This window comes from Pseudoalteromonas sp. ABE4_541 (genome assembly GCF_056312285.1).
The window spans coordinates 1-15,864 of sequence record NZ_JBSVEM010000018.1 but is presented as its reverse complement, the minus strand read 5'-3'; the positions used below and the strand labels follow the sequence as shown (position 1 = coordinate 15,864).

10 protein-coding genes are annotated in these 15,864 nt (G+C 43.0%); 9 read left to right on the top strand and 1 reads right to left on the bottom strand.

The features are described from left to right. Positions 1 to 46: 46 nt before the first annotated feature. The gene (locus ACW689_RS16240; RefSeq protein WP_476292995.1) at positions 47 to 2,836 is read right to left on the bottom strand and encodes a TonB-dependent receptor plug domain-containing protein; all 2,790 of its coding nucleotides are present in this window, start codon (positions 2,834 to 2,836) and stop codon (positions 47 to 49) included. Between the two features lie 483 nt (positions 2,837 to 3,319). Between ACW689_RS16240 and gmk the strand changes: the two genes are divergently transcribed. The 9 genes from gmk to ACW689_RS16195 form a co-directional block, all read left to right on the top strand. After that, the gene (gene gmk, locus ACW689_RS16235) at positions 3,320 to 3,943 is read left to right on the top strand and encodes a guanylate kinase (RefSeq protein WP_476292994.1); all 624 of its coding nucleotides are present in this window, start codon (positions 3,320 to 3,322) and stop codon (positions 3,941 to 3,943) included. Positions 3,944 to 4,035: 92 nt separating this feature from the next. Continuing rightward, positions 4,036 to 4,311: a DNA-directed RNA polymerase subunit omega gene (rpoZ, locus tag ACW689_RS16230; RefSeq protein ID WP_476292993.1), complete on the top strand. Its 276-nt coding sequence runs from the start codon at positions 4,036 to 4,038 to the stop codon at positions 4,309 to 4,311. Positions 4,312 to 4,479: 168 nt separating this feature from the next. After that, positions 4,480 to 6,582 carry a bifunctional GTP diphosphokinase/guanosine-3',5'-bis pyrophosphate 3'-pyrophosphohydrolase gene (gene spoT, locus ACW689_RS16225; RefSeq protein WP_476292992.1) on the top strand — a complete coding sequence of 701 codons (2,103 nt, stop codon included), beginning with the start codon at positions 4,480 to 4,482 and terminating at the stop codon, positions 6,580 to 6,582. A gap of 11 nt (positions 6,583 to 6,593) precedes the next feature. After that, entirely contained in the window at positions 6,594 to 6,986 is a 393-nt protein-coding gene (locus ACW689_RS16220; protein ID WP_476292991.1) for a RidA family protein, read from the top strand. Between the two features lie 161 nt (positions 6,987 to 7,147). Then, positions 7,148 to 8,761 (top strand): DUF342 domain-containing protein, encoded by a 1,614-nt coding sequence (locus ACW689_RS16215; RefSeq protein WP_476293117.1) that lies wholly within the window; start codon positions 7,148 to 7,150, stop codon positions 8,759 to 8,761. A 163-nt stretch (positions 8,762 to 8,924) separates the two neighbouring features. After that, complete coding sequence (locus tag ACW689_RS16210) at positions 8,925 to 11,105, top strand: type I secretion system permease/ATPase (RefSeq protein ID WP_476292990.1); 2,181 nt, start codon at positions 8,925 to 8,927, stop codon at positions 11,103 to 11,105. Beyond that, positions 11,102 to 12,418, top strand: coding sequence for an HlyD family type I secretion periplasmic adaptor subunit (locus ACW689_RS16205; RefSeq protein WP_476292989.1), 1,317 nt, complete (start codon positions 11,102 to 11,104; stop codon positions 12,416 to 12,418). Before ACW689_RS16210 ends, ACW689_RS16205 begins: the two co-directional genes overlap by 4 nt. Before the next feature lies 1 nt (position 12,419). Continuing rightward, positions 12,420 to 12,776: a hypothetical protein gene (locus ACW689_RS16200; RefSeq protein WP_476292988.1), complete on the top strand. Its 357-nt coding sequence runs from the start codon at positions 12,420 to 12,422 to the stop codon at positions 12,774 to 12,776. A gap of 560 nt (positions 12,777 to 13,336) precedes the next feature. After that, a partial coding sequence (locus ACW689_RS16195) for a calcium-binding protein (protein ID WP_476292987.1) occupies positions 13,337 to 15,864 on the top strand: 2,528 nt, incomplete at its 3' end.

Genomic DNA, 15,864 nt, shown 5'->3' with positions numbered 1-15,864 from the left:
AAGAGTGGCAAACGCCACTCTTTTTTCGTCTTAAATTCCGCTTAAATTAGAAGTTAAACTTCACGTTAGCGAATAGACGACGACCAATCACGTCATAAACACCTGGCTCAGTGTTCGCGTTAAACGCACTGTGGAAGTACGGGGGTTCTTTGTCTAATAAGTTGTTGATACCAATACTTACAGAAGCAGACTCAAAGTTGTAGTTTGCAGATAAGTCATGATAGAGCACAGCATCTGCGATGTTGTCCGCGGTGATGTTTGCAGGGCGGTTCTTATCCGTTGTTTCATCGATATAAGTTGTATCCCACGCAACGCTCCAGTCATCGCGGCTATAACGTAATGTGGTGTTCGTACGCCACTCAGGGAATACCGCAAAGCCATCTGCAGTGCCAACAACATCACGCTGGAAGCCAAGGCTTGGCCAGTTTTCTTCGCGGCTCATGACATAAGTACCCGAGAATAAGAAGTCAAACTTACCTTCAAGCGCCTCCAAACCGTATTGAACTTCAAAATCAATACCGTCCGTTTCCACTTTGCCTAGGTTACCAAACGCCGATTCTGCGTCCGCCGGGAAAATACCATCATAAGGTTTGCCATCAGGGAACGCATTACAAGCAGGGCTAGATAAACCGACCGAGTTCATACACTGTGAAAATAAATCATTATATGGAATATCACCAATCCACTGATCGACACTGATGTTCCAATAATCAACGCTCACAATTAAGTTTTCAATCGCTTGTGACTGATACACCACACCAAAGGTGATTGACTCTGACTCTTCAGGTTTTAAATCCACCGTTGGCGCTTTTGTTGTATAAGTAGACTGCCACGCAAAACCCAATTCAGCTGGTGATACACCCATTGCCGCACAGTTATCACGCACCGTTTGTGAAATATCGTTACGTACTTGAGATTGACCTGGGATTGCCGATGCAAACTCACACAGTGACTCTGCGACAGGGAAGTCTGAAGTATCTTGTTGGTTTAGCTCACTGATATTCGGCGCTCTAAAGCCCGTCGCGAAGCCACCACGTACTTTAACTCCATCCAACACATTCCAGTCAAAACCAATTTTGTAGTTGAAGTCAGAGCCGGCACTGGTGTCATAGTCAGAGTAACGTGCTGAGGTACTGATAGACAAATTATCTAATACTGGCAGGTATAACTCACCGTAAATTTCATCGACCGAGAAACTACCTGATTGTGGTGCTGATGCGCCATCTGTCGTTAAACCCTCTGACGCAAATTCGTCCGGCGTAAATGACCCTTTCTCTTTACGGGTTTCGTAACCAAGTGCCCAACCAATCGGACCACCAGCTAAGATATCGGCGTTGATATCGCCATATAGGTTAAACTGCCATAATTGCATTTGACCAAAGTAGAGGTTCTTTAATGAGCCAACGCTTAAAAAGTCCATTTGCTCTTGCGAGATACTACCGTATGGTGCAAACGGGTTTAATACACCTGCCGCCTTACACGCCGCATCCGCATTACACAGCTCTGGTGTTACCGCAATTTCCCACTTATCTAGGCGGTGATAGTTACGCGTGTTTTGGATATTCTCATTTTGCGCAAAGGTGTATGATACATCCCAGAATAAGCTATCTGAAAACTCACCTTTAAAACCTGATACGATTCTAAAAGTATCAGTAGATTGTTGGAATAAACGACCACCTGATTCAACAAAACGACGATTAACACGCACCGCTTCATTTGACACGCCAAAATCGTTATCAGCGTTTACACCAAATGGGTTATACGGGTTAGAAGCTGGCACTAAGTCATTCCACTGCTCTTCACCAGTTAGCTTACTAATGTAACTATTCGTCACACCAAACGAGGCATCCGGTGCCAAACGCTCTTGCGAGGTACGTTTGGTATAGAGCGCTTCACCAAATGCTTGAACTGTGTCTGATACGTCTATTTTGGCATTTAAACCAAATTGCCACTTTTCATTAGGCTGCATCAACGCATTTACAGGTGAGAAATCGTAAAAATCTTTATCACCTTCGAAAATGCGCACTTTACCTGTCTGTTCATCAACGATAAAACCATCATCCGGATAACCGGGAACGCCACGAATACGACGACTGTTTGATGAACCCGACGGGCCTAAAATAAAAGCACTTTTATCTTCGTTTAATACAGGGAAAATACCTCTCGCTGCAAAGTCACGATCTAGCTGTTTAATTTCACCCTGCTTTGAGTATTCTAGTGATGCAACGATGTTACCTTGGTCACCAGCAACACCAAAGGTAAATGCAATACCTTTATTTTCAGCATCCCATTCTTCCGTGCCCGCGCCGTATGAAATAGAAACTTCCGCCCCCTCAAAGTCATCTTTAAGAATGATATTCACTACCCCAGCAATCGCATCGGTACCATAAATCGTTGAAGCACCATCTTTGAGTACTTCAATACGCTTAACCAACGCCATAGGTACGGCGTTTAAGTCAACCGCACCATCACCGTTTACATCACCAATTTGACGACGACCATTGATAAGTACCAGTGTTCTTTCAAAACCAAGACCACGTAAGTCGATTTTTTTCTGACCTTGATCACTATTGTTGTTGGTACTGCCACCCATCTGGTAGCCGGTAAAAGAAGGAATGTTTTTCAAAAACTCATCAACACTACCTACACCCGATGCGATCAAGTCACTTTCGTCGAATGATGCGATAGGGCTGGCTGATTCGAATTCTTGTCGAAGTATTCTTGAACCTGTTACTTCGATTTTTTCTACCTGTTGAGTATCTTCCGCAGAGAGTGCTGCGTTTGGAAGCAATACAGCTAACATTGAGCTATACAGCGCAGTTTTTTTGAATTGCATTGTGTTGTTCCTTTTTACAAATTTTATTTTTTTATCCTGGCTTTTAAGCCACATAAAAAACTATCACAGCCCAACAAAAAAACAACAAAATAATATTAAAAACAGCCCCGTACCTGTCACAATTAATATACATGAATACAAAATTATCTGAATCTTAGTTATAAAACAGAGCTCTCCCCTGCGTACCCAATTTGGATATAAAAAAACTGTTATTAAAAGAATTTAAATATAACCAATAATAAATACAGCCACTCAGAACATCTGATGGTTAATAAATGGATAATTAGTAGTTAACCGAAACCGCGTTTCCCACTTCATTAAGCCCAATCGCAACAAACCAAAAAATTCACAAAATAGAGTTTAAGCTCCAAGCACTATCTTCAACTTCTTTTATGGCTGGCATCGTCACGCACTAACGTTTAGAATAAGCGTTTGGTTTAATTTATTGGTGTCAACCACCAGTTAGTTGATGAGCAACAACCTATGACAGTGACTACTCGCGGCAATCTTTTTATTCTTTCTTCAGCATCAGGTGCTGGTAAATCGAGCTTGATAAAAGCGTTGTTAGAAAAGTATTCAGATATCAAAATGTCTGTGTCGCACACCACTCGCGCCCCTAGACCCGGTGAAAATGACGGAGAACACTACCATTTCGTCACCGTTGAGCAATTTGAAAAACTCGTTGAACAAGGCGATTTTTTTGAGTGGGCAAAGGTGTTTGATAATTACTATGGCACCTCAAAAGCAGCGGTTGAAGAGCAACTAAACAGTGGTATTGACGTATTTCTAGATATTGACTGGCAAGGCGCACAGCAAGTTCGCAAACTAGTACCCGACGTAAAAACAGTGTTTATTTTACCGCCCTCACTAGAAGAGCTGGAAAATCGCTTAAACGGCCGCGGACAAGACTCAAAAGAAGTAATTGCATCTCGTATGGCGCAGTCAAAGTCTGAAAGCTCTCATTACAATGAGTTTGATTATGTACTCATTAATGACGATTTCGATACCACGCTTGGCCAACTTGAACACATCGTTATGGCGGCTCGTATGGAATTAGGCGCACAGAAAATTCGCTATGCGCCGTTAATTGAAGATCTTTTACGCTAAATTGGTGATAAATTTTAACCACCCACTTGGCGAATAGGCTCTCGTGCAGTAAACTAGCCTTTTGCAAATGAATTTAACTTTGGAGTGCTTCGATGGCTCGCGTAACTGTAGAAGATGCAGTAGATGCAATTGGTAACCGTTTTGATTTAATCTTGGTAGCAGCGCGCCGCGCTCGTCAAATCGCTGTAGGTGGAAAAGATCCTATGGTTGACGCTGAAAACGATAAGCCAACGGTTATCGCTTTGCGTGAAATTGAAAAAGGTCTTGTTAATACTTCTTCACTCGATGTAATCGACCGTGAAGAACAGCAAAACCAAGAAGCTGCTGAACTTGCAGCTGTTGCAGCTATCGTAGGCGGCAACAACTAAAACTGTCTAGGTTTAAACAACAATGCCAGCATTTATGCTGGCATTGTTGCTTTATGGCTCAACAAAAACCGTACCTAAAAATAAAGTCCCGACTAGCCGTTGGTTTCTCTGTCAATTCATCGTATATTCGTTACATATCGATAACTTCACCGAATTACTGGAGTGTGAATGTATCTTTTTGAAGGCCTTAAGAAGAAGATCTCTGAATATTTGTCACCCGAAGATGTAGAGCTGGTGCAAAAAGCCTATGTGGTGGCGCGTGAAGCCCATGAAGGGCAAACTCGCTCTAGTGGCGAGCCCTATATCACTCACCCTGTTGAGGTAACACAGATCTTAGCGGGAATGCGCCTTGACCATGAAACGCTCATGGCCGCATTGATGCATGACGTTATTGAAGACACTGATTTTAGTCAGCAAGACCTTGCTGAAATTTTTGGTGAAACTGTCGCAGAACTCGTTGAGGGAGTTAGTAAACTCGATAAACTCAGCTTTAAAGACAAAAAGCAATTTCAAGCCGAAAATTATCGCAAAATGATCATGGCCATGACGCAAGATATCCGCGTGATTTTGATCAAGCTAGCAGACCGAACTCACAACATGCGCACCCTAGGTGCGCTGCGTCCAGACAAACGCCGCCGTATCGCCCGCGAGACGTTGGAAATTTTTGCCCCTATTGCGAATCGTTTGGGTATTCACGATATTAAAAATGAGCTGGAAGATTTAGGTTTTCAAGCCCTCTACCCGATGCGCCATCGCGCGTTAAAATCGGAAGTTGCCAAAGCGCGAGGCAACCGCAAAGAAGTCATCAGCAATATTCAAACTGAAATAGAATCTCGACTAGAAGAGTCTGGTATCAAAGCCTCAGTCAGTGGTCGTGAGAAGCATCTATATAGCATTTACAAAAAAATGTTGAACAAAGAACTGATGTTCAACGAAGTAATGGATATTTACGCCTTTCGGATCAATGTCGATAATTTAGATACCTGTTATCGTGTGCTTGGTGTGGCCCACAACCTATATAAACCCATTGAAACGCGCTTTAAAGATTACATTGCGGTACCAAAAACCAATGGCTATCAATCGTTGCATACCTCTTTGGTCGGCCCTCACGGTATTCCTGTTGAGATCCAAATTCGTACGCATGATATGGACCATATGGCGGATAAAGGGGTCGCTGCACACTGGATGTACAAAAAAGCTGGTGATAGCGCAGGCCACACCGCGCAGCAACGCGCTCGTCAGTGGATGCAAAGCTTACTTGAGCTACAACAAAGCGCGGGTTCTTCGTTTGAATTTGTGGAAAACGTTAAAACCGAGTTATTCCCAGAAGAGATTTACGTATTTACGCCAGATGGTCGTATCGTAGAGCTACCAATGGGTGCGACAGCCGTCGACTTTGCTTATGCTGTGCATACCGATGTAGGAAATACCTGCGTAGGTGCGCGTGTTAACCGCAAGCCTTACCCGCTCAGTAAAGCCTTAGATACCGGCCAAACCGTTGAGGTCATTACTAGCTCCGGCGCACATCCAAATGCCACTTGGCTCAACTTTATCGTCACAGGTAAAGCGCGTTTAGGTGTTCGTAATTACCTGAAAAGCCAGCATCAAGAAGAAGCCATCCAGCTTGGCCGTCGCTTGCTCGACTCAGCATTGGGTGAGAAAAAACTCGATGATATTCCTCAAGAAAGTCTCGACCGAGTGCTAGAAGAGCACAAACTCGGCACCTTGCTAGAATTACTCGTAGAGATTGGCACCGGTAACATCATGAGCGTACTGACCGCGAAACGCTTACTACAGACCGATGATGGCATAGAAAACGTTGCAAAACGCGCGAAGGCCGCCATAATCGGAACAGAAGGCATGCTGGTTAACTACTCAAAATGTTGTCGCCCAGTGCCCGGAGACGCCATTACTGCTTATGTAAGCCAAGGCAAAGGCCTAAATGTACACCGCCAAGAGTGTAAAAATATCAAAGGCTGGGAAAATGAGCGTTCCAAATACTTTGTCGTAAAATGGGAAGATAACCCTGAGAAAGAATATATTGCCGCATTGCGCGTTGAAATCATCAACCACCAAGGTGCATTGGCAAAACTTACAAACGTAGTGGCAACAACACAAGCAAACATTGTTGAAATAGCCACTGATGAAAAAGAAAGTAACTTATACGTGATAGATTTAGGCATCACAGTAAAAGACAGAATTCACGTTGCCAACATTATGCGCCGAATTCGTGTCATGCCAGATGTACAACGCGTATATCGTAAGAAATAGGATTTAATAATATGAACAAAGCAATTATCTCTACCGATCAGGCACCTGCTGCTATCGGTACTTACAACCAAGCAGTTAAAGTCGGCACGGCAGTTTACCTTTCAGGTCAAATTCCTTTAGTGCCAGAAACCATGGAAATGATCTCAGATGACTTTGCCGAACAAGCACAGCAAGTATTCAAAAATCTTACCGCAGTGTGCGAAGCCGCAGGCGGTAAGTTACAAGACATGGTGAAAGTGAATATTTTCCTAACGGATTTAAGTAACTTTGCGACTGTGAACGAAATTATGAGCCAACATTTTAAAACACCTTACCCTGCTCGTGCGGCCATTGGTGTTAAAGAGTTACCAAAAGGCTCGCAAATTGAAATTGACGGTATTATGGAATTACCTTCAACAAACTAACCCATAAGCATGAAGAAGCCACGCATTCGTGGCTTTTTTTATGTCCATTCTTTGATCTTAAGCACTTGACTCTATACTATTTATTAAGCACTCTGTAAGTATTACGATTGATTTTTGTCTCGGTTCAGCTTTCTGGCCATTAAGAGTAAAGGGTGACTAACGTGTTCAAATTGGCACATAACGGAAACGTCCTATTAGATGTTGCTCAGCTTAATCCACCAAATGCCGCTTTTATTATTGAAGCGCTAGAGCAATCTCCTTTTGCCGATTGTGAAGTTGATCACGATTCTATTAATGCTTTTTTTAAAAGCGACTTCCCAGAAAAACACCTTGTTGTTGCTAAAAAAGTGAATGCGCAAATTTTTGTCGAAATTTCAGAAGACAAAATGCAGGCTACCGCCAAACTGATCACTGCCAAAGGCGGCGATATGATCACTGTGGAGCAAGCAAAGAAAGAAATCATAAAAGCAGGAGTTAGTCGCGGCTATAAACGAGCTTATCTTGAAAAAGTGCTTCAAAAGCAACTAGAAATGCCACCAGGTTCACAAGTAAAAGGCATAATCGCACAAGGCCGTCCACCCATTGATGGCCAAGCAGCAAAACTCGTAGCTCATGTCACCACGTTGCGTGAGCGACTCAAGCAACCCAAACTACGCGAAGATGGCTCTGTGGATATGCGCGATTTTGGCAAACTTGCCAGCGTCTCACCGGGCACTGTTTTAGCATCTAAACAACCCGCTACCCCAGGTAAAGAAGGTTTCACAGTAACAGGAGATAGCATTCCTGCAAAAGATGGAGATACTTTCGAGCTAACCGCAGGTGATGGTGCTGAGATTTCGGCAAATAACCCCCAAGAAATTATAGCGAGTATTGCTGGCTGCCCATCTGATATTCAAAACGGTATGCGCGTTGATGACGTATTTACCATCGGCGATGTGGACGTGCGCAGCGGTCATGTTGATTTCAGTGGCAGCGTGGTTGTCACACACAATGTATCTGCGGGTATGAAGGTTAAAGCAAAGGGCGATATCACTGTAATGGGCTCGGTCGAATCCGGTGAACTTATTAGTGGCGGGCACATAGATGTGAAACAAGCCGCAATCGGCCACCTTGACCATCAAAATGATGACCAAGGCTTAACCTGCCGCCTTATTGCTGGTGGTGACATTCATTTATCTCACGGCCAATACGCTTACATCGAAGCTGATAACATTTTCATCAGTAAACAAAGTAACCACTGCGTTATCAAGGCAAAGCGACTACTGCAAGTGGGAGCAAACGATAACCCCAAAGGGAAATTACTTGGCGGTGAAGTATTAGATGCGCAGATGATCATTGCTGGTGAAATAGGCGCCGAGTCTGGTGCAAAAATGACCATCCGTCTTGCACACCGAGGTGTTGAAATAACCCAAGAGACAGATGAGTGCCTCAAAGCACTGACCAAAACCAGCGAACAACTAAGTACCTTACAGCAAACTATTGAAAAAGCGGATCAAGTCAAAGACGCAGACAAGAAAAAACAGCTCATGGCTAAAATCGGTGCCACGCAAATGCACTATTGCCAAGAAGCCGATACCCTAGAACAGAAAATGTCAGATCTTGAAAAAAACCTCAGTGCTTTGCTCGATAACACTAAGTTGGTTGCAAACCAAGCCCTGAACCCCGGTGTTGAAATACATATTTTTGACCGCGTGTATAAAACAACACGCTCATACCCCCCTTGTAGCGCAAGCTTGGTGGAGAACAAAATTGAGATAGAGTTTAAGACCAGTTGATGCAGCCTTAAACCAAACACAAAATAACCGCCCTATAATAAGAAAATTTTTTTCTTGTTATTTACCAAGTTAATACTTCCCTATATATTCCCCATTTTAGAGCCAAAAGTATATCTACACAAAAGCTTGATATGCAACAACGCCGAAAATATAGGCAATAACTATGGAATCATCTCAATCAAATCAATTTGCTAGCGCGCTGTCTTGTTTAGCTTTAATTGCGAGGTATTATCAAAAACCAGTGGAAATGGATGCGTTACACAAAGAGTTCGCTCATCAAGAGATGGAGAAACTTAACTTACTAAATATACAAATTGTACGCGCAGCCAAGTTTTTAGGCCTCAAAGCCAAGTTTAAATCAGTGCCCATCAACAAGATCGGTAATGATGTGCTACCTGCTATTGCTCAACATCAAGATGGCCATTTTGTGGTGATAGCGAAATGCGACAAAAACACTTGCCTGATACAGGATATCAACCAAAATAAAGCCCCTGAACTTATTTCATTTGAGCAATTTAGTGAGTCTTATCAACCCGAACTGCTTTTACTCACTCCGCGTTCAAGCATACTGAATAGCCAGACTCAGTTTGGCTTTAAGTGGTTTGTTCCTGCATTGGCTAAATATAAACGCTATTTTACCGATGTTCTTCTGGCGTCATTTTTTATTCAGTTACTTGGGTTGGCTTCCCCTATTTTCTTCCAGGTGGCGATTGATAAGGTGATGGTCCACAAGGGAATGACCACACTCGATGTACTGGCCATTGGTTTTTTTATCATCATAACTTTTGAAGTGCTTTTGACGGCACTGCGCGCTTACTTGTTTAGTCATACGACTAATCGCGTTGATGTCAGCCTAGGTAGTGAGCTTTACCAGCACATGCTAAAACTGCCCATAAGCTATTTTAAAGCGCGCCGTGTGGGCGACACCGTTGCTCGCATAAAAGAGCTCGATACAGTCAGAGAGTTCATGACTGGCTCATCTTTGACTGTCATACTCGACATGTTTTTTACCTTGGTATTTTTTGCGGTCATGTTTTATTACGCCCCAACGCTGACTTGGATTGTAGTGGCTAGCTTGCCTTTATACTTTTTGGTTGCATTAATATTTGGCCCTACACTGAGACAAAAACTCGAAGCTAAGTTTCAACGCAGTGCTGAAAATCACTCCTTCTTAGTTGAATCAGTGCACGGGGTAGAAACGATAAAATCAATGGCTGTTGAGCCTCAAATGCGTAACAAGTGGGATGAAAAACTGGCTGATTACGTCAATGTCTCTTTTAAAGCCTTTCAACTGAATAATGTTTACAGCCAACTATCTAGTTACATTACCAAAATAACTGGGCTATTGATTTTGTACTTTGGGGCCATTGCCGTAACCGATGGCAACCTTTCCATCGGGCAATTCATCGCATTTAACATTTTGGCACAACGTGTTGCAGCGCCCATCATGCGCTTTGCAAATCTGTGGCAAGATTTCCAACAGGCGCGAATTTCTGTCGAGCGCCTCGGCGATGTACTCAATACACCCACAGAAACGGGGACTGGTAGCAACCTCACTCTTCCACAATTAACCGGAAAAATACGTCTTGAGCATGTTCATTTTCGCTATGCGCCAAACCGCCCTCATGCGCTAGCTGATATTAATTTGGACATTAAAGCGGGTGAAGTTGTGGGGATTGTTGGCCGTTCAGGCTCTGGAAAAAGCTCCTTAACCAAACTCCTCCAGCGTTTATATTTGCCCGAATCGGGCCGGGTAATGATCGACAACGTTGATTTAAGCTTGGTCAGTCCAAGTTGGCTCAGACCCAAAATTGGCGTAGTCATGCAAGAGAACTTCTTATTCAATGCTTCAGTGAGGGAAAACATCGCACTGAGCGACCCGTCAGCGCCATTAGAGCAAGTAATACAGGTCGCACAACTAGCAGGAGCAGATGAGTTTATACGTGCCCTGCCTGAGGCATACGATACACAAATAGGCGAACAGGGCTCTAGCTTATCGGGTGGACAACGCCAACGTATTGCCATTGCGCGCGCACTGCTGACCAACCCTCGTATTTTGATATTCGATGAAGCGACCAGTGCGCTGGATTACGAGTCTGAGCGCATCATTAGCCAAAACATGACGCGTATCGCCAAAGGAAGAACCGTGTTTATTATCGCACACCGTTTATCCGCAGTACGCCACGCAAATCGCATTATCGTTTTAGATAAAGGCCGAATTGTGGAGCAAGGCAACCACCATGAATTGATCCAGCAACACGGGCAATACGCCTATTTGATGCGTTTGCAAAACACGCATGATAACAACGTAACGAAGCCAAACATTCAGGGGCAACCATCATGAGCAAGCAAGCTATCGATAAACAGTTGCTAGAGTTTCTCGCCCCTGCTCTTGAAATTCAGGCGGCACCTCCACCCAAAGGCGCTCGGGCAATTATTTGGGCGCTGATGACATTACTGTGTTTGACTATTATATGGCTTTGTTTAGGAAGAATTGACATAGTTGCCACCGCGCAAGGTCAATTAATCCCAAAACAAAAAGTGAAGATCATTCAGCCTTTAGAGTCGGGTGTAGTGACCGCCATTCATATCAGTGAAGGGCAAAAGGTACACAAAGGCCAACTGCTGGTATCCCTCGACCCCGCGATTGCAAAAGCCAATGTACAACAAACCACAGAGCAACTGGTAGAACTAAAACAACAAGTCGCTCGTAAGCGTATCTTACTCAATAATGTAGGTATTGGGGTTCAGCTGGACGATATACAACTCAATGCCCAACATAAAGCACTATTGAATGCAGAACTCAATCAATATCAAAATGAGCAAGCGGGTTTAAGATCACAAATTGAGCAGCTGCGCTCCGAACTAATCGGAGCGCAAGCAAAGCTTAAACAAATTGATAATGTGCTGCCCTTGCTTAAAGAGCGCACCGATGCATTAGAGTCTCTACAAAATAATAAACTCGTCGCCCGCGCCACCTATTTAGAACTCAAACAGCAAATGATACAAATGCGTGAACAGCGACCTGTTGAAGCTGCCAATATTACCGCGTTAAAGAATCGTATAGTAAGCGCCGAACAAGAGCAAAAAACACACACTACGCAGCTGATTAAAAATACCCAATTAGAGCTAAGCGAGTTACTACAACAAACCGCTTCGTTGCAGCAGGAGTTTTCCAAGTATCAATTTTTAGCCGCGCAGCACGATTTAGTGTCTCCTGTATCAGGTACTGTTGAAAAACTCTCTTTAACTACACTTGGTGAGGTTGTCACACCGGCTCAGCAACTCCTAACTATCGTGCCAGCTGACGACGAACTCATTGTCGAAGCCGGCTTACTCAACAAAGACATAGGTTTTGCGTATATTGGCCAAACTGCTGAAGTAAAAATCGAGAGTTTTCCATTTACACGCTACGGCGTTATAGAAGGTACTGTGGTTGATGTATCAACCGATGCGGTTGAACATGAGCAACTTGGTCTGATTTTTCCTGTCAAAGTGGCCATCAATAAACAAACAATCCTGGTAGAGGAGAAAACAGTACCACTCAGTGCAGGAATGACGGTTTCAGCAGAAATAAAAACAGGCCAACGCCGTATTATCGAGTTTTTGTTGTCACCCATTATTCAACATATCGATGAAGGTGCGAGGGAGCGTTAGTATGAAAAAAACCATCATAGAGTTCATTAAGTTTTTAGTGTTAGCGGCTATTCTTTTTTCGCCACTGTTACTATTCCCGGAAGATACTCGAAGCTTAACAACGCATCAAGTGATGTATCACTCTTATCGCAGGCCTACCAATATTTACAGTGGAGAAATTCATGGATATGTCGATCACGTTCTCAAAACATGGAACGCATTTCATGATGATATCGACAGCATAGCCCACTTAAAACCTGACGATATGCTCACCATAGAATCAAAAACCTGTAATCAAAATAATCACTGTGGCTACATCGTAGCCATCAAAATTGATGGGCAATATGTCATCAACAAGCATAAAAGTAAGGAGCACTAATGGCTAGATTAACTGCTGCACAAGTACTACATAGGAAAACAGCCACAACGGTTGAGCTGTTATAGTAAATAAATACTATAGATCAGATAAATACAGCCCAGAGGTTACTTGAGCTCAAGCACTAACAATATAGTCACGATAACAAAGGGATATTATGATAAAGCACTCTCTAAGAAATGAACACAAAATATATAACTGGTATTTTTTTGTTGTTATTACCGCCGCAATCATACTGTACTTGCTAGGCACGTTCAGTTGGTGGCTGCTTAGCATTATTACTTTATCTATTGCACCAACCTCCTTGATTTACATGCAAATATTTTGTGATCACTCTAGAATTTTTAGAAAAGCCTTTGGCGTCATTTTTATAGCCACTGTGTTTTATTACTGCTACATTGGCATATCCGACCCGGTATTCGGTACACGTGCATTTTTAGCATCCATAGTTACCTACGCTGGATTGCTAGCAATCATCCATGTTTTCACCACTTCTATCTTGTATAAATTACTAAATCAAAAATGAATAATATGCATCTTATTAAATTGAGAAGGAACTTTTTATGAACACACAACCCAGCACACCTACTGGTACTTTTACCTACTATGAACTTTTACAGTATATCCATAAAATATGGGACGGTACGGGTACTTTTAATTCTCATGCACCCAGTGGAACTGAAGTGATAGCTCCAACCACAGCTGCTAGTATCGCCTCTTACTTAAATAGCGAAGCTGATTCGTTAAGACGCTTGGGCTATAACTCATCTGATGTAGTTTCATTAGCGAATGCGATGAAATCCTCAACCACGGCGAGCATGTTAGATTCCGTAAAACAGTTTACAAAGCCATTTGGTGGTGTTGCTGGTTCAGTATTGGTCGGCGTATTGGTAGGCGATACCTCAACACCAGAGGCAACAAGAGAAACCCTACAAAAAGCCGTATCAGGGGCACTATTTGGTGCCGCTTTAGGGGCTGGTATTGGTTTAACACTTGCTTTTGTGGGTGTTGCAGCCGTGCCTGCGACAATTATCGCAGGACTAGCAGGAGGGTACCTCGGTGGTAGCCTTGGAAACAAATTAATCGACTTCCTAAATGCAGGCGGACAAAACGCCATCAATACCCTTGTTGATATGATTATGGCAGATGTCTCTGATGGGCTAGATAATGTAGGACAATGGTTAGACAATAACTTAAATCAAATTGAAAATTCATTTTCAGACATATTTAACGCAATGAGCGATGCGGTCAGTGACTTTAGTGATTCAATATGGTCAAACCTCATTGATCTGTTTTCCGATATTCAAGATGCGGCTCGCCCTGTTGACCCTCTGATTTTTGATCTGAATGGTGATGGAGTTAATACCCTTAGTCTCGATGCTGGTGTTCTTTTTGATCATAATAAAAATGGCATTAAGAGTTCAACTGGTTGGGTAGCCGCCGATGATGGCTTACTTGTTCTTGATCTCAATGGTAACGGTATCATTGACAATGGCGGAGAACTATTCGGTGATAACACCGTTGTTAATAATGAAACAGGCGAAACGGCACGGCATGGTTTTGCTGCGCTCACCCAATATGATGACAATGGCGATGGCATCATAGATGCGCAAGATAGTATCTATACTAACTTAAAGATATGGCAAGACATTAACTCCGATGGGATCAGCCAAGCTTCAGAGTTAAAAAACCTAGAGCAATGGCAAATCAAGTCCATCAACTTAGACGCTATAGCAAGCTCGCGAACACAAAATGGTAACCGCTTTGACTTTGATAGTACCTTTACTTGGCATTCAGGTGAAACAGGTCATATTTCCGCTCTAGCTTTTGCTCAAAATACCATTATTTCAGAGCATATCGAACCTATTGAAGTCGGCGAACGCGCTTCAGCATTACCTGAAGTAAGCGGTGCCAATGGTTTACGAGATCTGCGCCAAGCCGCAACACTCAGTGAGGAATTAGCTGATAAAGTTGAAGCATTCAGCCATGCTCAAACACGAGATGAACAAAAAGCCCTTATCCAAGATGTACTTGTCGCGTGGAGTGATACCTCACATATCGACACTTGGCGCAAGCGTATATTGGACTTAAAACAAACAGCTCACTCAACACCGTATACAGATGAAAATGGCGGTTGGAAATGGAATGATGACATGACTCATTACCAACAGTTGGGACCAAGATACTTTGATACGAACAGTAACCAATACATCACGCCAATTTATGCTGCAATCAATTTACCAAATTTGGCAGAAAATAATGCTCAAGTTATCAAAGCTTCCATCATTCAAGCATTTGGCGCCAATTTAGAAAATGTTTATGGCACATCAAGCTCATTATCATATGACTCTGTAGAGTATACTCCGGGACAAGGCTTTCAAAATTCAACTTGGTTCACCAACCAAGTTAGAGCCAACCGAACCCAAATGGTAGATAATGCCATCGATACATCTTACCAATCGATAGAAGACCGTATTTATTTTAGCTTAGCAGCGCAAACCCGCTTAAAGCCGCTGTTAGACACTATAGAGCTTAATTATTCCGAATCAGGTTTTAGTTATGATTTGAGTAAGTTTGAGCAAGCAGTTGAGCTACATGTAACAAAGCAAGCTAGTTCAGGTGTTGCTGACTTCATCGACATATACCGAAACATGGTGACCTTACAACATAGTAATAGCGTTACCACTTTATTGTCAGATATGGTCAGTCAATACAAAAACTCAGAACTTGCGACTGAGTATTCATTTAATGAGAGTGATAGTAACGATATATTAGCGGGTACCGACAATAACGATACCATAAATACAGCCTCAGGAAATGACATAATACTCGCAGCCAAGGGCAACGACATTGTTAACGGGGGTTCTGGTGATGATGTGCTTCATGGCGGTTTAGGAGAAGATTCTCTCTACGGTGGCTACGGCAATGATATTCTACATGGCGGCCTCGGTAATGACACGCTATCCGGCGGACAAGGCAATGACACCTATCATTGGGGACAAGGTCAAGGTAATGACACCATTCATGAGTATGACCGCTATGACGCGCGCAATGACTCCCATGTTGACACCTTAATCCTAGACGACAGTAT